This window comes from Bradyrhizobium sp. STM 3566 (assembly GCF_045571445.1).
Classification (GTDB): Bacteria; Pseudomonadota; Alphaproteobacteria; order Rhizobiales; family Xanthobacteraceae; genus Bradyrhizobium; species Bradyrhizobium vignae.
This window is the reverse complement of the sequence record NZ_CP120692.1, coordinates 2,806,004-2,823,501: the sequence shown is the minus strand read 5'-3', so window position 1 is coordinate 2,823,501 and position 17,498 is coordinate 2,806,004. Positions and strand designations below refer to the sequence as shown.

Annotated in this window: 21 protein-coding genes; 5 read left to right on the top strand and 16 right to left on the bottom strand. The window is 65.1% G+C overall.

The window, feature by feature from the left end; translation table 11 throughout:
* The first annotated feature begins 83 nt into the window (after positions 1–83).
* Together P6U27_RS13380 and P6U27_RS13375 are read left to right on the top strand one after the other, a co-directional pair.
* A complete protein-coding gene (locus P6U27_RS13380; protein ID WP_129145760.1) occupies positions 84–920 on the top strand; it encodes a DUF72 domain-containing protein in 837 nt (278 codons plus the stop codon).
* 9 nt (positions 921–929) lie between these two features.
* Positions 930–1,391 carry a DUF488 family protein gene (locus P6U27_RS13375; protein ID WP_129145759.1) on the top strand — a complete coding sequence of 154 codons (462 nt, stop codon included), beginning with the start codon at positions 930–932 and terminating at the stop codon, positions 1,389–1,391.
* 101 nt (positions 1,392–1,492) lie between these two features.
* On the opposite strand, the gene P6U27_RS13370 is transcribed toward P6U27_RS13375, so the two are convergent.
* From P6U27_RS13370 to P6U27_RS13325, 10 genes are all read right to left on the bottom strand, one after another.
* Positions 1,493–2,407, bottom strand: coding sequence for a PhzF family phenazine biosynthesis protein (locus P6U27_RS13370; protein WP_407194178.1), 915 nt, complete (start codon positions 2,405–2,407; stop codon positions 1,493–1,495).
* A gap of 118 nt (positions 2,408–2,525) precedes the next feature.
* Positions 2,526–3,419, bottom strand: coding sequence for an amidohydrolase family protein (locus tag P6U27_RS13365; protein WP_407194177.1), 894 nt, complete (start codon positions 3,417–3,419; stop codon positions 2,526–2,528).
* Positions 3,420–3,442: 23 nt separating this feature from the next.
* Positions 3,443–4,684 (bottom strand): MFS transporter, encoded by a 1,242-nt coding sequence (locus P6U27_RS13360; RefSeq protein ID WP_407194176.1) that lies wholly within the window; start codon positions 4,682–4,684, stop codon positions 3,443–3,445.
* Positions 4,685–4,731: 47 nt separating this feature from the next.
* Entirely contained in the window at positions 4,732–5,460 is a 729-nt protein-coding gene (locus tag P6U27_RS13355) for a GntR family transcriptional regulator (protein WP_209295216.1), read from the bottom strand.
* A gap of 127 nt (positions 5,461–5,587) precedes the next feature.
* Positions 5,588–5,797, bottom strand: a complete 210-nt coding sequence (locus P6U27_RS13350) for a hypothetical protein (RefSeq protein WP_209295215.1) — start codon at positions 5,795–5,797, stop codon at positions 5,588–5,590.
* Between the two features lie 145 nt (positions 5,798–5,942).
* Entirely contained in the window at positions 5,943–7,250 is a 1,308-nt protein-coding gene (locus tag P6U27_RS13345; RefSeq protein WP_209295214.1) for an adenylate/guanylate cyclase domain-containing protein, read from the bottom strand.
* A 130-nt stretch (positions 7,251–7,380) separates the two neighbouring features.
* On the bottom strand, positions 7,381–8,544 hold the full coding sequence (locus tag P6U27_RS13340) for an ABC transporter permease (RefSeq protein ID WP_122402541.1): 1,164 nt from the start codon (positions 8,542–8,544) through the stop codon (positions 7,381–7,383).
* Positions 8,541–9,473 carry an ABC transporter ATP-binding protein gene (locus P6U27_RS13335; RefSeq protein ID WP_209295213.1) on the bottom strand — a complete coding sequence of 311 codons (933 nt, stop codon included), beginning with the start codon at positions 9,471–9,473 and terminating at the stop codon, positions 8,541–8,543. Before P6U27_RS13335 ends, P6U27_RS13340 begins: the two co-directional genes overlap by 4 nt.
* Positions 9,470–10,258, bottom strand: a complete 789-nt coding sequence (locus P6U27_RS13330) for an HlyD family secretion protein (RefSeq protein ID WP_407194175.1) — start codon at positions 10,256–10,258, stop codon at positions 9,470–9,472. The genes P6U27_RS13335 and P6U27_RS13330 overlap by 4 nt, the downstream gene beginning before the upstream one ends.
* Complete coding sequence (locus P6U27_RS13325) at positions 10,255–10,947, bottom strand: TetR/AcrR family transcriptional regulator (protein WP_122402538.1); 693 nt, start codon at positions 10,945–10,947, stop codon at positions 10,255–10,257. Before P6U27_RS13325 ends, P6U27_RS13330 begins: the two co-directional genes overlap by 4 nt.
* Positions 10,948–11,058: 111 nt before the next feature.
* Between P6U27_RS13325 and P6U27_RS13320 the strand changes: the two genes are divergently transcribed.
* From P6U27_RS13320 to P6U27_RS13310, 3 genes are read left to right on the top strand one after another with little or no spacing between them, the layout of a single operon-like run.
* Positions 11,059–11,394 (top strand): helix-turn-helix transcriptional regulator, encoded by a 336-nt coding sequence (locus tag P6U27_RS13320; protein WP_122402537.1) that lies wholly within the window; start codon positions 11,059–11,061, stop codon positions 11,392–11,394.
* On the top strand, positions 11,391–11,852 hold the full coding sequence (locus tag P6U27_RS13315; RefSeq protein WP_122402536.1) for an SRPBCC domain-containing protein: 462 nt from the start codon (positions 11,391–11,393) through the stop codon (positions 11,850–11,852). The genes P6U27_RS13320 and P6U27_RS13315 overlap by 4 nt, the downstream gene beginning before the upstream one ends.
* Positions 11,853–11,867: 15 nt before the next feature.
* Complete coding sequence (locus P6U27_RS13310) at positions 11,868–12,281, top strand: GFA family protein (RefSeq protein ID WP_122402535.1); 414 nt, start codon at positions 11,868–11,870, stop codon at positions 12,279–12,281.
* A gap of 153 nt (positions 12,282–12,434) precedes the next feature.
* On the opposite strand, the gene P6U27_RS13305 is transcribed toward P6U27_RS13310, so the two are convergent.
* The 6 genes from P6U27_RS13305 to P6U27_RS13280 form a co-directional block, all read right to left on the bottom strand.
* Positions 12,435–12,845, bottom strand: a complete 411-nt coding sequence (locus P6U27_RS13305) for a DUF2000 family protein (protein ID WP_122402534.1) — start codon at positions 12,843–12,845, stop codon at positions 12,435–12,437.
* A 122-nt stretch (positions 12,846–12,967) separates the two neighbouring features.
* Positions 12,968–13,357, bottom strand: a complete 390-nt coding sequence (locus P6U27_RS13300; RefSeq protein WP_122402533.1) for a DUF4189 domain-containing protein — start codon at positions 13,355–13,357, stop codon at positions 12,968–12,970.
* 201 nt (positions 13,358–13,558) lie between these two features.
* Positions 13,559–15,163 carry an NTP transferase domain-containing protein gene (locus P6U27_RS13295; RefSeq protein WP_122402532.1) on the bottom strand — a complete coding sequence of 535 codons (1,605 nt, stop codon included), beginning with the start codon at positions 15,161–15,163 and terminating at the stop codon, positions 13,559–13,561.
* Positions 15,160–15,861, bottom strand: a complete 702-nt coding sequence (locus tag P6U27_RS13290; RefSeq protein ID WP_122402531.1) for an XdhC family protein — start codon at positions 15,859–15,861, stop codon at positions 15,160–15,162. The genes P6U27_RS13295 and P6U27_RS13290 overlap by 4 nt, the downstream gene beginning before the upstream one ends.
* A gap of 2 nt (positions 15,862–15,863) precedes the next feature.
* A complete protein-coding gene (locus P6U27_RS13285) occupies positions 15,864–16,187 on the bottom strand; it encodes an XdhC family protein (protein WP_008564652.1) in 324 nt (107 codons plus the stop codon).
* A gap of 10 nt (positions 16,188–16,197) precedes the next feature.
* Entirely contained in the window at positions 16,198–17,400 is a 1,203-nt protein-coding gene (locus P6U27_RS13280) for a VWA domain-containing protein (RefSeq protein WP_122402530.1), read from the bottom strand.
* Positions 17,401–17,498: the final 98 nt, after the last annotated feature.

Below are 17,498 nucleotides of genomic sequence, written 5' to 3'. Positions count from 1 at the left end.
GGTCCGGCCGCGAGCTTAGACGGGACGGGCCAACTGGCCAATCACATCTGGTTTGATTAGGATGAAGCCCTCCTCCCCCGACGATGCGAGATCCTCCCGTGGCCAAAGCAAAAACCGCGTCCAAAAAAACCGGCAACATCTTCATCGGCATCGGCGGCTGGACCTTCGAACCCTGGCGCGGCGTGTTCTATCCGGAGAAGCTCGCGCAGGCGAAGGAGCTGTCCTATGCCGCCTCGAAGCTGACCTCGATCGAGATCAACGGCACCTATTACGGCTCGCAGAAGCCGGAGAGCTTTCGCAAATGGGCGAGCGAGGTGCCTGATGACTTCGTGTTCTCGGTGAAGGGACCGCGCTTCGCCACCAACCGCCGCGTGCTCGCCGAGGCCGGCGATTCCATCAAGCGGTTCTATGATTCCGGCGTGCTGGAACTCGGTGACCATCTCGGGCCGGTGCTGTGGCAGTTCGCGCCGACGAAGAAGTTCGACGGCGCCGATTTCGGCAAGTTCCTGGAGCTGTTGCCGCGCAAGCTCGATGGGCGCGCGCTGCGCCACGTCGTCGAGGTCCGCCATGACAGCTTTTGCACGCCTGACTTCATCGCACTGATCCGCGAGTTCGAGACGCCCGTGGTGTTCGCCGAGCATGGCAAATATCCCGCCATCGCCGATGTCGCCGGCGATTTCGTCTATGCGCGGCTTCAGAAAGGCAATGACGAGATCAAGACCTGCTATCCGCCGAAGCAGCTCGATGCCTGGGCGGAGCGCTTCAAGGATTGGGCTGCGGGCGGTGAACCGGATGACCTGCCGAAGGTTGACAAGGCCAAGCCGAAGAAGGCGCCGCGTGACGTGTTCGCCTATGTCATCCACGAGGGCAAGGTGCGCGCACCTCACGGCGCCATGGAACTGATCGCGCGAGTGAGCTGAGGATGGTTCATGGCAAAGGCGAAGACGCTCTTCACCATCGGCTATGAGCAGACGCCGCCCAAGGCCGTGCTGGACGAGCTGGAAGCTGCGGGCGTCAAGCTCGTGGTCGACGTGCGCGCGGTGACGTCGTCGCGCCGGCCGGGCTTTTCCAAGAAGCAGCTATCCGCCGGGCTCGATGAGCGCGGCATCGCCTATGTCCATCTCGCCGCGCTCGGCACGCCCAAGGAAGGTCGCCTCGCCGCCCGCAGCGGGCAATATGACGTGCTGGAGACGATCTATTCGAAGCACCTGAAGACGCCGCAGGCGAAAGAAGAGATGGACGAGCTGTCGGCGCTCGTAAACAAGGCCGGCCCGGTGTGCCTGCTCTGCTACGAACGCGACCACACCCACTGCCACCGCCGGATGATCGCGGAGATCATCGAGGAGCGCGATGGGGTGACGGTGAAGAATTTGGCGGGACGGCAGATGTAGCTGGGCGCGCGAGCCCGATCCCGCAGCCCGGATGGCGCGAAAGCGTAATCGGGACCTTCGACCCTCGCAGCACCCCCGGCTTGCGCTTCGCTCCATCCGGGCTAGGAATCCCCAGCCAACCGGAACGTCCCCTCCATCATCTGCACGCAACTGCCGCCAACATGAGCGGAGACGATCTTGCCGTCCCGCTTGCGGACGCGGGTGAGAAGGATGCTTGGACGGCCCATGTCAAAACCCTGGCCGATCGTGAGCTTCAATTCGCCGTCGGGCGCGGGATCGAGATCGGCGAACAGGGCGGCGGCGGCAACCGTCGCGCTGCCGGTCGCGGGGTCTTCGATCAGCCCGCTGGCGCCAGGAAAGAACATCCGCGCCTGACGCTCGCAAGATACCTCAGCTGCCGGCACATCGCGGGTGTAGAAATAGACCGAGAAAGCGCCGTCGCGCGGCAGCATCCGGCCAAACGCTGCGGCGTCCGGCCTGGCCCGGCGCACAGCCTCGCGCGATCGCACCTCGGCAACCACGAACGGCGTTCCGACGCCGACGACTTGCGGCCCATGATGATCGGTCTTGATGTCATCCGCAGTCAGAGAAATGCAGGCCGCGACCTCTTCGGCAGAACATTGTGCAAGCCGCGACAGCGGCTGCGGAGCGGTGAGCTCGGTGCTGACCACCCGGCCCTGCTCACGCACAATGTCCACCGGTACGAGACCCGCCTTCTCCTCGAACAGCAGCCGCGACTTCGGCTCCCTGGCAAGGCTCGCCAGCACGAAGGCGGTCCCGACATTAGGATGCCCTGCGAAGGGAAGCTCCCTCACCGGCGTGAAGATTCGCACCTCGGCATCATTGGCCTTGTCGCGCGGCGGCAGCACGAACGTCGTCTCGGAATAGTTGAACTCGGTCGCGATCGCCTGCATCTGCGCGGTCGAGAGCCCGCCGGCATCGAGCACCACGGCGAGCTGGTTGCCGCCGAAGGCGCGGTCGGTGAACACGTCGACGGTGATGTAGCGGCGCTGCATCGTCACTTCCCCATGCAAGTCGCGGCCGACGGGCCGCATCACGCAGCAGTCTACAAGCCGAAAACATCGCTCGTCATGCCCCTAAATTCGGAGCAATCGGAGCAATCGCGGAAGAGATTCAGAAGCGAAAGAGCGGCCGTGGCGCCGCGAGCACTTGCGCACGCTCGCTCTTGTCGACGACTAGCAGATCGAGAAATTCCCGGTTCTTCGCGTAAGTCTGCGTCGCCTCGAATTGCGTGTGCGGCCAGTCGCTGCCCCACAATAGGCGATTGAGGCCGTAAGCGCCGCGCAGCAGCGGAAAGGCTTGCTTCGCGAAGTCTTCGCCGGCCGCACCGTTGCGATAGGGCGCCGAGATCTTGACCCAGACGTTCTTCGTCGCCCCCAGCTTCAGTACCGACTGGAAACCGGGATCGCCGACGCCGAGCTTCGGGTCCGGCAACGTGTAGTGATCGAGCACGACGGTGACGCCGTGATCGAGCAGCTGTGGCGCGAGCACGGCAAGATCGGAGGCGTTGCGCTGGACCTCGACCTGCCACCCCATCGCTCTCACGCTTCCGAGCAGCGCCTTCCACTCGCCGGCGGCGAGATCCGGCAAGGGCTGGCCGACGAGATTGAGCCGGATGCCGACGACGCCGGCGCGATCGAGCACACGCAACTCGTCCGTCGTCGCCGCGGGATCGACCACGGCGATGCCGCGCAGGCGACCGCTCGCCTGCTTCAGGCAATCGACCAGATAGGAATTGTCGGTGCCGAGAAAGCTCGGCTGCACCAGCACGCCATTGCTCATGCTGCTCCGGTCGAGCTGCTCCAGATAGAGCGCCAGCGGCGCGTCGTAGCCGGGCGCATAGCGCCGGCCCGGCGCGAGCTGGAGACCTCGGTGGAAGACGTGGGCATGGCTATCGATCGTCGGCAAGGCCGCCTCACTCCTGGCTGTGGTGGCGGCCGTTGCGGCGAGCGATCCGAGGCCCGCACCAAACTGGCGGCGTGTGAGGCCGCGCGAGACGAACGTCATGGCACTTGCTCTCCATCTGCACGTCAGGCGCGCGTCGCGGCGGTCTGTTCGAAGACTTTGCCGCGCGTCTCCGGCAGCAGCAGTACCGCGATCAGGACCAGCGAATAGGCAAAGGCCGCATCGATGCCGATTGCAGGCCCAAGCCCGATATGTTCGCTGAGGAAGCCGACAAGGAAGGGGAACGCGGCGGAGACGATGCGGCCGAAATTGTAGCAGAAGCCGACACCGGTGCCGCGCACGCCGGCCGGATAAAGCTCGCTGAACAGCGCCGCCATGCTGGCGGGAATGCCGGCGGAGAAGAAGCCGAGCGGAAAGCCGAGCACCAGCATCTGCCCATCTGTCAGCGGCGCGAAGATGTAGATCAGCACCGTGACGATGCAGGAGGTGGCAAAGAACGCGACATTGGCCCGGCGCCCGATGCGATCGCTGATGATGCCGCTGGTCACGCAGCCGCAGAAGAAGGCGACGATGATCACGGCGAGATAGCCGCTGGAGCCAAGCACCGACAGATGCCGGACTTCGCGCAAGTACGTCGGCAGGAAGGTTGTCAGCGCGGCATAACCGCCATGGGCTCCGATGCCGAACAGGCCGCCGATCAGGGTGGAGCGCAGCACGTCGCGGTGGAAGATGCCCGAGAGCGTTGCGAAGAACGGCGTCTTCTCGGCCGCGGCCGCGCGCGGCGGCTCCTTCAGACCGCGGCGGATGAAGATAATCAGGAGCGCGGGCAACAGGCCGAGCGCAAACAAGAGCCGCCAGGCGATGTCGGCCGGCGCATAGGTGAAGACCAGCGCCGAGAGCAGCACGGCGGCGCCCCATCCCACCGCCCAGGCGCTCTGCACCGAGCCGAGCGCCTTGCCGCGATGCTCGGGCCGGATGATCTCGGCCATCAGCACGGCGCCGCAGGCCCATTCGGCGCCGAAGCCGAGGCCCTGAATCCCCTTCAAGACCAGGAGCTGGGTGTAGGTCATTGCGAAGGCGCAGGCGAAGGTCGCAAGCGCAAAGGTGGCCACCGTGATCTGCAGCGCCTTGACGCGGCCGAAGCGATCGCCGAGCGCACCGCCGAACCAGCCGCCGAACGCGCCGAAGAACAGCGTGATGGAGCCGAGCAGACCGGCATCGGCCTTGCTGATGCCGAACGCGGCGATCAGCGCCGGGATGGCAAGACCGAACATCTGGACGTCGAGCGCATCGAGCGCCCAGCCGCCAAAGCTTGCCCAGAACGTGCGCCGCTCCAGCGGCGAGCTTTCGCTGTACCAGTTCGACATGTTTCCTACCCCTGTACTCGTTATTGCTTGATGACGTAGAAAGGCCGCTAGCGGATCTCGACGTGATAGCGGAAGCGGTCGGCCGGCCCGCGCGACCTGCGCCATTCGATCGGTCGGCGCTCGAGATCGAGCGCGAGGCGCTCGATCACGATCAGCGGGGCATGAGGCGCGAGCCTGAGTAGGCGCGCCTGCATTTCGTTGGCGGTCTCGACAGTGAGGATCTCCTCGGCCGAAACCACGACCTCGCCGCAGCGCTCCTCGTAGAGCGGATACAGGAGGTCGCCGAATTCGGCGGTGTCGATCTCGAGGATCTTGGCGAAACGTGATTGCTGCAGCCAGATCTCCTCTGCGAGCAGCGGCACGTCGTCGATCAGGCGCAGGCGCGAGAGGCTGATCACCGGCTCGCCGACCGGAATGCGTAGCGCGGATGCGACCGCCGATGTCGCCGACACGCTCTTGCGGCGGATGATCCGGCTCTTCGGCACGCGTCGCTCGCCGCTCTCGGACTGGAAGCGGAAGAAGCGGAACAGCGATGAATTGAACCGCGCGCGGCGCACGAAGGTGCCGCGGCCCTGCTGCCGCTCGAGCACGCCGTCGCTGACGAGCTGATCGATCGCCTTGCGCACGGTGCCAATGGCAACGCCGTAATGCGCAGCCAGCTCGGCTTCCGAAGGGATCGGCTCGCCCGGCCGCCACTCATTGCGGTTGATGCGCGCCGCGAGGTCGTCGCGCAGGCGCTGGTAGCGTGGCAAGCGGTCGTCGAGCGTTGAATTCATTTAGTCATATAGATGACTAGATGAAGCGCAAGTCAAGGCCCTACCAGGATACCGCGAAGGCAAGCTGCCGTCGCCCGCCCGACACGGGCTGGCAGACCTCGCCAGCCCGCTCATCTGAATGCGAGCACTAGTTCGGGGACGCGTAGGCCGTGTTGGGCAGACAGGGCGGCTGCTTGTAGGGATCAGATACAAACGCACCCTCTGCCGGAGCCCTGACGCAGTCTGTCGTGACGTGAGTTGCGGCGTGCCGCGCCGTGACGTTGCGCGCGGCTGCGGCTTCGGCTTGAAGGATGGCGGTGGCGATCAGCGCGGCCGCAACAAGGGTCGATCGGGTCATTGGCTTTCTCCGGATAACGAATGAAAGCCGAGACGTTTCGGCTTCCACCGTGCAGGACCCGAAAACTAGCAGGGATATTTCATCACGCGTCATCAACGCAGCGCGACGGCGCTTCAACGACGCGCGACTCACATTTGAAGGCGGGCTAGCCGAGCTGAAACACCGGCACTTTCTGCCCGTAGCCACGCACCTCGACTTCGCCGAGCGCGACGGCATCGCTACCGTCTGCGCCCAGCGCCTCGCGCACGGACGCGGAGATCAGCAGCTGCGAGCCGAACTCCTTGTTCAGCGCCTCCAAGCGCGCGGCGAAGTTCACGGTATCGCCGATGACGGTGTATTCCTTGCGCCGGGGCGAGCCGATATTGCCGGCGACGACCTCGCCGAAATGGATGCCGATGCCGATGCGAAGCGGCCAGCTGCTCTCCGCGTTGATGCGATCCATTGCCATCAGCATCTCGCGGCCGGCGGCGACCGCGCGGTGCGCGGCGTCGGAGGCCTCCAGCGGCGCACCGAACAGCGCGAGGAAACCGTCACCGAGAAACTTGTTCACGATGCCGCCTTGACGGTCGAGGATATCGACCAGCACGGCGAAGGCGCCGTCGAGCCGATCGACCACCTCTTGCGGCGTGCGCGATTGCGCGCCGGCCGTGAAGCCGCGGAAATCGACGAACATCACCGCGACGCGGCGGACGTCGCCGCTTGTGCTCGTTCCCGTCGCCATCAGCTGCTCCACCACCTGCGGAGAAACGTGCTGGCCGAACAGATTGGTCACCCGGTCGCGCGCGGTGGCCGCCGCGATGCTGGCGGCAAATTGCCGCCGCAGCTGCGCGCCCACGGCGCCGGCCAGCACCCCGCAGATCAGGATGATGATGCTGCGCACGGCATGGAAATAGATCAGGGGTTCGTCGGCCTCCCCCGCCGAGTTGTAGTACAGCGCGATCGCCAGAAGCCCGGCTGCGGCTACAAAACCCGTGAAAGTGGAGAGCCAGAAATCGAGCCGCAGAGTGGAGAGGATGACGAAAATGAAGTACATCAGAGGCACGGCGAATCCGAGCGCCTGGCTCGCGCCCATGGTCCGGATTTGCAGGATGAGCATCACCGTCGGTAGCGACGTCTCGATCAGCGTGCCGATATAGCGCCTGATCACCGGCACGTCGCGATCGAGGCGGAGGTTCTTCCTGATCTGGGCATGGACCCAAACCTCGAACAGGATGAAGCCGACGAGAAGGCCGTAGACCTCGATCAGCCCTTTCGTCCCGCGCCAAACCCGGTTCACCACGGCGGGATCAATCAAGTAGATCGCGGTGAGGAACAACATCATGACGCAGCCCGTCATGATCAGGGCGCGCACCCGCAACAGCTCGGTGCGCAGCACCTCCCGCGTCAGCTCGCGCTCGAAGTCCTCCGATAGCACGGTATGATGCCGCGCCTTCCTGCTCGCAAACCTGACCATTTCACCCCCTGGTCATTCCGGGGCGCGAAGCAGTCGCGAGCCCGGAATCTGGAGATTCTCAGGTGCGCAACTGCGCACCATAATTCGATACTAGCGCATCGCCCCGGGATGACATCAAGGCCAGTTTGCCTCAATCCAGCGTGCGGCGGAAGCGCGTCACGGCGATGGTCATGGCGAGCAGCATCAGGGCCGTCAGCGCCAGCGTATCGAAGCGCAAATTCTGCATGGTCGCGCCCTTCAGCATGATGGCGCGGACGATGCGCAGATAATGGGTCAGCGGCAGGCATTCGCCGACATACTGCGCCCAGGTCGGCATGCCCGCGAACGGGAACATGAATCCGGACAGAAGAATGCTCGGCAGGAAGAACATCATCGACATTTGCATGGCCTGGAGCTGGTTCTGCACCACCGTCGAGATCGTATAGCCGATCGACAGATTGGTGGTGATGAACAGCGTCGAGAGCAGCGCCAGCAGGACGAGGTTTCCGAGCACGGGCACGCCGAACAGACCGACGCCGATGCCGATGATCAGGAAGGCCTGGACGAAGCCGACCAGCACGTAAGGCACGATCTTGCCGAACATCACCTCGACCGGCTTGATCGGCATCGACAACAGGCTCTCCATGGTGCCGCGCTCGACCTCGCGCGTGACCGACAGTGCGGTGAAGATCAGCATGGTCATGGTCAAAATGGTACCGACCAGGCCCGGCACGATGTTGAGGCTGGAGGCCGCGGCCGGATTGTAGCGGGCATGCGCGCGGATCTCGAACGGCATCTCCGGAGGATCGCCGATGAAGAGATCGTGCTTGAGCGCGGTCTGCACGACCATGCCGAGCGAGCCGAGCGCCGCGCTCGCCGCAACCGGATCGGTGGCATCGGCGGCGACCAGCAGCGCCGGCCTGTCGCCGCGCCGCACCGCCCGCTCGAAGCCGCGCGGGATCTCGACGCCGAACAGCACCTTGCCGGATTTCAGCAGGTTGTCGAAATCGTCGACGTCGTGCACTTCGTAGAGAAAGCGGAAGTAGGCTGTGTTCTCCAGGGCCTTCAGAATCGAGCGGGTGAGATCAGAATCCTCCTGGAGCAGCACGGCACTCGGCAGATGATGCGGCGTGGTGTTGATGGCATAGCCGAACAGCATGAGCTGCATCACAGGCAACATCACGATCATCGCGAAGGAAACGCGGTCGCGCCTGAGTTGGATGAACTCCTTGATCAGCATCGCATAGGAGCGCCGCAGGAAGCCGAAGCGCTCGCGAATTTCCCGGGCTGGAGCTGGAAGATCAACCACGCTCATTGGAAATTATCCTTGGAGCGCCCCATCAGCTCGATAAACACGTCTTCGAGCGAGGGTTGCGACTTCTGCCAGTGCAGCCCACCCTTCTTGCGCCAAGACGCGATGCTGTCTTCGAGCGCCGCGACGTCGCGGCCGGAGACGTGCAGCGAGGTGCCGAACGGCGCCACCATGTCGACGCCCGGCTTGCCGGTGAGCGCGGCCCCGAGCCCGTTCAAATCCTCGCCTGTGACGGTGTAGGTCGTGAGCGCCGACTTCGCGATCACCTCCTCCACGGTGCCGTGCGTCAGGAGATGACCGTAGGCGATGTAAGCGATCTCGTGGCAGCGCTCGGCCTCGTCCATGTAGTGGGTCGAGACCAGCACCGTGAGACCGTCGGCGGCGAGTGCGTGGATCTCGTTCCAGAAATCGCGCCGCGCCTTGGGATCGACGCCGGCGGTCGGCTCGTCGAGCAGCAACAATTGTGGGTTGGGCAGCGTGCAGGCCCCGAGTGCCAGCCGCTGCTTCCAGCCGCCGGAGAGCTCGCCTGCAAGCTGATCCTCGCGCCCCGAGAGCCCGAGCCGCGTGATCATGTCACGTGCGGCGCCGCGCGCATCAGCGAGGCCATAGAGCCGCGCGACGAATTCGAGGTTCTCGCGCACCGAGAGGTCCTGGTACAAGCTGAAGCGCTGGGTCATGTAGCCGACCTGGCGCTTGATCTTCTCGGCATCGCGGCGGATGTCGTAGCCGAGGCAGGTGCCCTCGCCGCTGTCCGGCGTGAGCAGCCCGCAAATAATGCGGATGGTCGTGGTCTTGCCCGAGCCGTTGGGTCCGAGGAAGCCGTAGATCGAGCCGCGCTTCACCTGCATCGACAGATCGTGCACGACCTCGCGGCCGCCGAACGATTTGGTCAGGCCCTTGACGTCGATGGCGATGCCGTTGCCGTTGCTCATCGCTTGTCCGCCACCGGGGTCTTTGGATTGAGATGGACATCGATCGGCTGTCCGACCCGCAAGGCGTCAGGCCGCGAGGGCCGCGCCTGGATGAGGTAGACCAGCTTGTTGCGCTCATCGAGGCTGTAGATGACGGGCGGAGTGTATTCCGCCGAGGTCGCGATGAAATAGATCTTTGCGGTGAGATCGGCGGCGCAATTGTCGCAAGAGACGCGCACCGTATCCCCGATCGCAAGCTTGGACAGCTCGGTCTCCGGCACGAAGAAGCGCAGTTTCATGTTGCCCGGCGGCATGATCGAGAGCACCGGCCGCTGCGCCGCGACCATCTCGCCCTCGCGGAAATAGATCTGCTGGACGGTGCCGGCGACCGGCGCGAAGCCCTTGCGCCGCGCCAAGCGCGTCTCCGACGTCGCCACCCGCGCTTGCGCCACCCGCAAAGCCGAAACGGCGGAGTCCAGATTGGCCTGCGTACCCGCGCCGGTCTTGCTCAGTGAGGCGGCCCGGTCATAGGTCTGCTGCGCATTCGCCAGCGTCGCCTTGTTCTGGTTGAGATCGGCAAGCTGGAGGTCGTCATCGACGGAATAGAGGTGATCGCCGACCTTGACCTCGTCGCCCTCGCGGACATTGAGCTTGATCACCCGGCCGGCTTCGTCCGGGCTGACGAAGATCATGTCGGCCTCGACCCAGCCCTGGAAGCCGGGATCGCGCTGCTCGTTGCAGCCGGCCAGCCCGGCCGCGAGGACGATCGTCAATGCAAGACTGAAAATTGCTTGCGACGACCTCATGTCGTCCTCCGTTCGCCAAAAATCAAATCCAGATGAACGCGCAGCATCTCCTGCGCATCGAGCGGCGCATGCCGCGCAAACAGGCTCTGCCAGATCACCGCGATCATCGCAGGCGCGACCAGGATCTGCGGATAGCGAGCAAGATCCTTTTCGCGGATCTCGCCGCGGGCAATACCGAGCTCGATCAGCGCGCGCATGGCGGCGATCCCACGCGAGACCACCTCGCGGTAGTAGAAGTCGGCGACCGAGGGAAAGCGCGGCCCCTCTGCCACGATCAGGCGCACCAGATCGCCGCGCCTCGTGCCGATCACCTCCTTCAGGAAGTTACCGGCGAACGCCTCGATCAGGTCGCGCACCGAGCCTGCCGGCGGCGGCAGCGTAGTCAATCGCGCGACCACGGGGACGATGACGATGCGCACCAGCTCCTCGAACATCGATTCCTTGTCCTTGAAGTGCAGGTAGATCGTGCCCTTTGCCACGCCGGCGCGCTTGGCAATGTCGTCAAGGCGCGTCGCCGCAAACCCGCGCGCGATGAATTCGTCCATCGCCGCTTCCACGATCGCCGCACGCCGCTCCGCCGCGCGCGCGGCGCGGTTCGAGGCAGGCGCCGCGTCGGGGCCAGCAGCCTCAGGGCCGTTCGCGTGGGAGGCCGCAGAGGGCAAGGCGGCTTTGGTCGGCTTCTTCGTCATTCGACATTTATGACTGACTGGTCAGTCATAGTCAAGTCTGCAAAAGGCGCTCCCCCGCTTCGCGGACAAATTAGTATTGACTAATGCATTAGTGATCGCTAATTTGAGGCCATGATCCAAGCCACTCCAAACCCCGTCACCAGCGTGATGCGCGCCCTCGCCGATCCCACCCGCCGCGCCGTGTTCGAGCGCGTGTTCGAGAGCAAGGAGATCAGCGTCGCCGAGCTGACGCGCGGCAGCGGCGTCACTCAGGGCGCGATTTCGCAGCACCTGAAGTCTCTCAAGCAGGCCGGTCTCGTCGCCGAGCGTGCAGAGGGCCGCAATGTCTATTACCGCGCCGCGCCGCAGGGACTCGAGCCGCTGGTGACCTGGATGGATCACTACGGCGTCTTCTGGCGCGAGCGCTTCCAGAACCTGCGTGACCTGTTGAAGGAGATCGATCCGTGAGTACTGCCGCGTCGAAAGCCGAAACAAAGGACATCGTCATCGACGAGGTGCTCCCTCATGCACCGGAGACGATCTGGAAGGCGCTGACCAGCGCGCAATTGATCGCGCGCTGGCTGATGCAGCCGACCGGCTTTGAAGCCGTCGAAGGCAAAGCCTTCACGTTCCAGACGACCCCAGGCGGCAACTGGGACGGCGTGATCCATTGCCGGGTTCTCGAGGTCGTGGCTTTCAGGCGTCTCGTCTATGCCTGGAAAGGCGGCCATGAGCTCAACACCGGTTACGGCGCGCCGCTCGACACCGTCGTGACGTGGTCCCTCACCCCGGTCGAAGCCGGCACGCGGCTCCGCCTGGTCCATGCGGGCTTCGTCCTGCCCAGGAACGAGTCGGCCTACACAATCATGAGCGGCGGCTGGAAGAAGGTCGTCCGTCAGCTCGACGAGATCAGCGGCGAAAAGTGAGTGGGAGATATCACGATGGACAAGCCCTATACCGGCGGCTGCGCCTGCGGCGCGATCCGCTATTCGATTGTCGGTGAGCCGCTGTTCAGCAATCACTGCCAGTGCCGGGACTGCCAGCGGGAGAGCGGCAGCGGCCACGGCTCCTTCGCGACCTTCGCGCGCGCCGGCGTCACGCTGAGCGGCGAGGCGACGCACTGGGACATGGTCGGCGACAGCGGCAACGTGAAGACGCGCGGCTTCTGTCCGCAGTGCGGCCTGCCCGTCTATATGACCTTCGCCGCGATGCCCGACATCTTCACCATCCGCGCCGCGAGCCTCGACGAGCCCGCCCGCTACAAGCCGCAGGCGGTGACCTACGCAGCGCGCGGGCATGGCTGGGATCGTCTCGACCCGGACTTGCCGAAGTTCGAGGGGATGCCGCCGGGGTGAGCAGCGAGGGAGTGACGACCGACGCCGGAAATCACCGCCCATTCGCCGGGCTTGGCCTCTAGCGGCAACTCGCCGCGCACCCTTGATTAGAGACAAACCGCTACGCAAGCGCTCGCGCCATCGTGACATGGCGATGGCGGCGCCGCGGCCGCCTCAGCCATGGAACCTGAGGCCGTCGACGATCTTGTCGATCACCTTGCGCTCGGCACGAACGGCGAGACCGACGAGATTGAGCTCGTTTCGCGCCACCGCCCTCACCGCCTCGCGGTTGGCGGCGTCATGCGTGGTCTTGAACATGTCTTCAGTGTAGACGGCCGGCTTGACGTTGCGTGTGAGCGCACGGTCGAGCGCGCGCGACAAGGCAGGACCGTCGGCGCCGTAGATCAGGATCGGCTGGCCAATCAGCGCGTGATATGCCGTGCCCGAGGCGTCCTCATAGGGCTCGCCGACGCATTCGGGAAACGCAGCCGCGATGCCGCTGGTGAGAAAGGCCGCAACGTTGAGCTTCTGCCAGGCCTGAAGATCAGTGCGGATCACGACGGCGATCTTGGTGTCGAACTGCATGCATGTCTCCACAAATTGTCATTCCGGGATGCGCCTTAAAGCGCAGACCCGGAATCTGGAGATTATCGCACGAGATTCCGGGTTCGTCGCTCCGCGAGGTCCCGGAATGACGGAGCAGAAAATCAACCCTTGGCGTCGCAGGCCCAGGCGCGGATCACGCATTCCTTGCCGCCGTATTTATAGCATTCGCGTGTGGCGGCATTGAGCGAGGCGGAGATCTTGGGCTTGACGGCATAGCCGTAAGCGCCGCAAGGGTTTGTCATATCGACCGACATCGCCGCGCACGCACGCTTCATCGTCACCGTCGTGCAATCGCCCTTGCACTGCTTCTGCGCCGCGGCGCGCGCCTCGTGCTCGGCGCTGTAGTCATAGGCCTGGCCATAGGCACCACACTTGCCGACGGCGAATGCACCGGCCGCATGGGCTTCGGTAATGTAACGGGCGCCGGAAACACAAACCGACAGCGCAAAGAAAAACATCGCGCAACGGCGCGCGACGACATTCGAAGCCATGGAAAACCCCTCCCCCCAAGGCAGGTGGAGAACTCTAAGCGGCGGTCGTTTCCAGATGGTGAACGGGGAGTTGAAAACGGAAGGCTAGGAGCTGCGGTAGAGTGCGCAAAAGCGCGAAGCGCCGTGCCCACCATTTATCTCCACCGAAATCGAAAAGGGTGGGCACGCTTCGCTTTGCCACTCCTACGCTCCTACGACACGTCATCCCCGTCGGGCCGCTTCCAGCGCCTGCGGCGTGTCGATGTCGAGGAAGGCGCTCTCGCCATCAACCGGCACTTCGGCGACTGCCTCCGCATGCTTGGCGATCAAATGCCTCGCGCCGACGTCGCCGTCGAGCGTCATCAACTCCTTGAAGAAGCGGCGCGACCACAGCACGGGATTGCCGCGGCGGCCTTCGCTGACGGGCACGACGATGAGATTGCCGCGGTCCGGCGCAAAACCGTCGATGAGACGATCGATCAGCCCTGCATCGATCAGCGGCATGTCGCCGAGGCACACCACCGCGCCGTCGCAGCTCTCGGGCACGGCGGCGACGCCGGCCTTGACCGAGCCGGCGATGCCGCCGGCGAAATCCGGATTACGGACGAACTTCACCTTCAACCCTTGCAGCGCCTGCTCGACCAGCTCGGCCTGGTGACCGGTGACGACGATCACTTCGGATGCTTTGGAGGCCAGCGCCTGCTCGGTCGCAAGGCGCACCAGCTTCTTGCCGTCGAGCTCGGCGAGCAGCTTGTTCGGTCCGCCCATCCGCGTCGAGCGGCCCGCCGCGAGCACGATGGCCGCGACCTGACTGTTGCCCTCGGTCTCGGGCTTGGCGCGCGGCTGCGGCCGCGTCACGATCTCCATCAGAAGACCGCCGACACCCATGCCCATCAGCTCGGACCGCGTCACCTTGATGCCGGCGAGCAGCCGCATCAACACCCAGTCGAACCCGTTCTCGACCGGCGAGCGCGCGCAGCCTGGCGCGCCGAGCACCGGCACATTGCCGGCGCGGGCGATCAGCAACAGATTGCCGGGATCGACCGGCATGCCGAAATGCTCGATCTCGCCGCCGATGCCGGTGACGGCCGCCGGAATCACGTCGCGGCGATCGGCGATCGCGGATGCACCGAATACGATCACGAGCTCCGCGCCCAGGCCCAGCACCTCATTGATCGCTGCCGACAGCGCCTGCTTCTCGTGCGGGACACGCCGCTCGCCAACGATGCTGGCGCCGGCCGGCGCGAGCCGCTCGGCGGTGACGCGCAGGGTTTTGTCGATCACCTTGGAGGAGAGGCCCGGCAGCAGCGTCGAGACCACGCCGACGCGCTTGATCACGTAAGGCCCGACCTTCAGCACGTCCTTGCCGGCGGCCTGCACGGCGGCATCGCGCAAACGTCCCTCGACGCCGAACGGGATGATCTTGACGGTGCCGACCATCTCGCCCTCGACCACCGGCTTGAAAGCGGTGAGCGTGGCAAAGGTGATGGCCTCGTCGACATTGTTGATGCGGTCGACCGCGGCGCGGTCGACCACCAGCACGCCCGGCCGCGCGGCGAACAGATTGGCACGGCCGGTGAAGGCGCGCTCGACATGGATGCCCTCGCCGCCGACCGCAAGCGCGATGCTCGCGGCCGCAACGTCCTCGGAGACGTCGCCCTCCTCCATGCGCACCACGACGATGTCCTTGATGCCGGCGCGCTCCAGCGCTTCGACCTCGGCCGGACCGATCGTCGTGCCCTTCTTCAGCACCAGCGGTCCCTGACGCAGGGTGTGGACGGTCACCCCGCCGATCGCATCCCTGGGGCTCGCTGGTCCGAACTTCATGCCGCTTGTTCTCTCTCTTTGGGAGGCAGGCGGAGCACCGCCGTAATCTCGGCCATGATCGCGACCGCGATCTCGGATGGCGAGACCGCGCCGATCGCAAGACCAATGGGCGCGTGGATGCGCGCGATGTCGCTTTCCTTCGCGCCCTGCGCCCGCAACCGATCGGCCCGCTTGGCATGCGTTTTCCGCGAGCCGAGCGCGCCGATGTAGAAGCAGTTGCGCTCGAAGGCGTGCAGCAGCGCGGGGTCGTCGATCTTGGGATCGTGCGTCACCGCGACGAACGCCGTATAGGCGTCGACATTGAGCGGCGGCAGCGCGGTGTCGGGCCATTCGGCGATCAGGGGAATGTCGGGAAAGCGCTCAGGGCTCGCAAAGGCCGTGCGGGGATCGACGACGGTGACGTCATAGCCGAGCGAGCGCGCCAGCGGCGCCAATGCCTGGCTGATATGAACCGCACCGACGATCACGAGCTTTGCGGTCGGCGCGTAGACATTCAGGAACAGCTTCTTGCCGCCGGCCTCGACATTGGCGCTCTTGCCCATGCGAAGCTGCTTCTCCAGTTCGGCCCCTAGCGGGTCCTTGGCAAAGTCTGCGGCCTTCACCAGACGCTGCTCACCGGTCTCGGTGTCGGTGACGAGGATCACGGGCCGGCGCGCGGCGCGCTCGGCGTTGAGTTCGTGCAGGATTGCGAGCTTCACGGCTAGCCAACCTTCTCGACGAAGACTCGGATGGTGCCGCCGCAGGACAGCCCGACATTCCAGGCGGTCTCATCGGCGACGCCGAACTCAAGCATTTTCGGCTTGCCGCTCTCGATCACGTCCATAGCCTCGGTGACCACGGCGCCTTCGACGCAGCCGCCGGAGACGGAGCCGAGGAAGGTGCCCTCGTCATTGATGACGAGGCTAGAGCCCGCCGGGCGCGGGGCCGAGCCCCAGGTCTCGACGACGGTGGCGAGCGCGACGCCACGGCCGGCCTTCTGCCAGTCCTCCGCCGCCTTCAGAATGTCCTCGTCGCGATCAAGCATGGGGCGCCTCTCAAGCTGCGGAGCGGATCAGGCTGCGGTGATGCGGCGGCAGCGGCTGGGAGAGCGTCGTGATCAGCTCCTGGATCGAACTCAAATTATGTACCGGGCGGAATTCGTCAACGTGGGGAAGCATCATTTTGATGCCCTGGGCCTTGGCCTCGAAGCCGCCGAACCGCAGCAGCGGGTTGAGCCAGATCAGCCGCCGGCAGGACCGGTGCAGCCGGTCCATCTCGAAGGCGAGCTTGGAATCGGCCTCCCGCTCCAGCCCGTCGGAGATCAAGAGCACGATGGCACCCTGGCTCAGCACGCGCCGGGCCCACAATTTGTTGAAGTTGTGCAGCGAGGCCGAGATCCGCGTACCGCCTGCCCAGTCCTCGACTGCGGCCGAGCAACTCGCCAGCGCCTCGTCGGGGTCGCGCTGGCGCAGCGCGCGGGTAACGTTGGTCAGCCGCGTGCCGAACAGGAACACCGAGACGCGTTTTCGTGCATCGGTGATGGCATGCAGGAAATGCAGGAACAGGCGGGTGTACTCACTCATCGAGCCCGAGATATCGAGCAGCGCAACGATCGGCGCCGGCTTCTCGATCCGCCCGAGGTGATGGATGTCGATGATGTCGCCGCCGGTCCGCAAGGAGGCGCGCAGCGTGCGGCGCAGGTCGAGACGCAGGCCCCGCGGATCGGGTCGTTGCCGGCGCGTCAGCAGCTCGGCCTGCGGCAGGTGCATCCGCTCGATGGCGTGCAGCGCCTCGGTGATCTCCGCCGCGGTCATCTGCGCAAAATCCTTTTTCTGAAGGATTTCCTTGTCGGAGACCGACAGGCGCAGGTCCTGCTCCTGGTGCTGCGGCGTCTCGGTCATGCGCGGCTGCAACATCGCCTCCTGGACGCGACGGGCGCCGGCCTGCGGCTTTTTCTTGGCCTGCTCCGGAAGCGGCACCGAATCCAGCATGTGCTTCCACTCTTCGGAGGCCCGGAAGAACAGGTTGAAGGCTTGGCTGAAAATCAGCGCATGCTCGTGGCGCTTGACGAAGATCGCCTCCAGCGTGGTGAAGACATCGGACCGGTTGCCGATGTCGATCACCTGCAGGGCGCTCATGGCATCGATGACGGCGCCCGGACCGACCGGCATGCCGGCCGCACGCAGCGCGCGGGCGAAGCCGACGATGTTGTCGGCGAATTGCCCTGTCTGCTCGGGGGCAAGGTGGTTGATGGCCATGGTCTATCCCCGCTCTGTCATTCCGGGGCGTCGCGAAACGACGAGCCCGGAATCCGGAGGTTGTGGCATGAGATTCCGGGTTCGCGCTTCGCGCGCCC

Bases quoted from the DNA above. Each gene is read 5' to 3' on its own strand.
- P6U27_RS13350 (WP_209295215.1), bottom strand. From the start codon at position 5,797: ATGACCCGATCGACCCTTGTTGCGGCCGCGCTGATCGCCACCGCCATC.
- P6U27_RS13325 (WP_122402538.1), bottom strand. From the start codon at position 10,947: ATGACGAAGAAGCCGACCAAAGCCGCCTTGCCCTCTGCGGCCTCCCAC.
- P6U27_RS13295 (WP_122402532.1), bottom strand. From the start codon at position 15,163: ATGAAGTTCGGACCAGCGAGCCCCAGGGATGCGATCGGCGGGGTGACC.
- P6U27_RS13335 (WP_209295213.1), bottom strand. From the start codon at position 9,473: ATGAGCAACGGCAACGGCATCGCCATCGACGTCAAGGGCCTGACCAAA.
- P6U27_RS13355 (WP_209295216.1), bottom strand. From the start codon at position 5,460: ATGAATTCAACGCTCGACGACCGCTTGCCACGCTACCAGCGCCTGCGC.
- P6U27_RS13345 (WP_209295214.1), bottom strand. From the start codon at position 7,250: ATGGTCAGGTTTGCGAGCAGGAAGGCGCGGCATCATACCGTGCTATCG.
- P6U27_RS13370 (WP_407194178.1), bottom strand. From the start codon at position 2,407: ATGCAGCGCCGCTACATCACCGTCGACGTGTTCACCGACCGCGCCTTC.
- P6U27_RS13330 (WP_407194175.1), bottom strand. From the start codon at position 10,258: ATGAGGTCGTCGCAAGCAATTTTCAGTCTTGCATTGACGATCGTCCTC.
- P6U27_RS13305 (WP_122402534.1), bottom strand. From the start codon at position 12,845: ATGCAGTTCGACACCAAGATCGCCGTCGTGATCCGCACTGATCTTCAG.
- P6U27_RS13310 (WP_122402535.1), top strand. From the start codon at position 11,868: ATGGACAAGCCCTATACCGGCGGCTGCGCCTGCGGCGCGATCCGCTAT.
- P6U27_RS13380 (WP_129145760.1), top strand. From the start codon at position 84: ATGCGAGATCCTCCCGTGGCCAAAGCAAAAACCGCGTCCAAAAAAACC.
- P6U27_RS13280 (WP_122402530.1), bottom strand. From the start codon at position 17,400: ATGGCCATCAACCACCTTGCCCCCGAGCAGACAGGGCAATTCGCCGAC.
- P6U27_RS13285 (WP_008564652.1), bottom strand. From the start codon at position 16,187: ATGCTTGATCGCGACGAGGACATTCTGAAGGCGGCGGAGGACTGGCAG.
- P6U27_RS13360 (WP_407194176.1), bottom strand. From the start codon at position 4,684: ATGTCGAACTGGTACAGCGAAAGCTCGCCGCTGGAGCGGCGCACGTTC.
- P6U27_RS13320 (WP_122402537.1), top strand. From the start codon at position 11,059: ATGATCCAAGCCACTCCAAACCCCGTCACCAGCGTGATGCGCGCCCTC.
- P6U27_RS13300 (WP_122402533.1), bottom strand. From the start codon at position 13,357: ATGGCTTCGAATGTCGTCGCGCGCCGTTGCGCGATGTTTTTCTTTGCG.
- P6U27_RS13340 (WP_122402541.1), bottom strand. From the start codon at position 8,544: ATGAGCGTGGTTGATCTTCCAGCTCCAGCCCGGGAAATTCGCGAGCGC.
- P6U27_RS13375 (WP_129145759.1), top strand. From the start codon at position 930: ATGGCAAAGGCGAAGACGCTCTTCACCATCGGCTATGAGCAGACGCCG.
- P6U27_RS13365 (WP_407194177.1), bottom strand. From the start codon at position 3,419: ATGACGTTCGTCTCGCGCGGCCTCACACGCCGCCAGTTTGGTGCGGGC.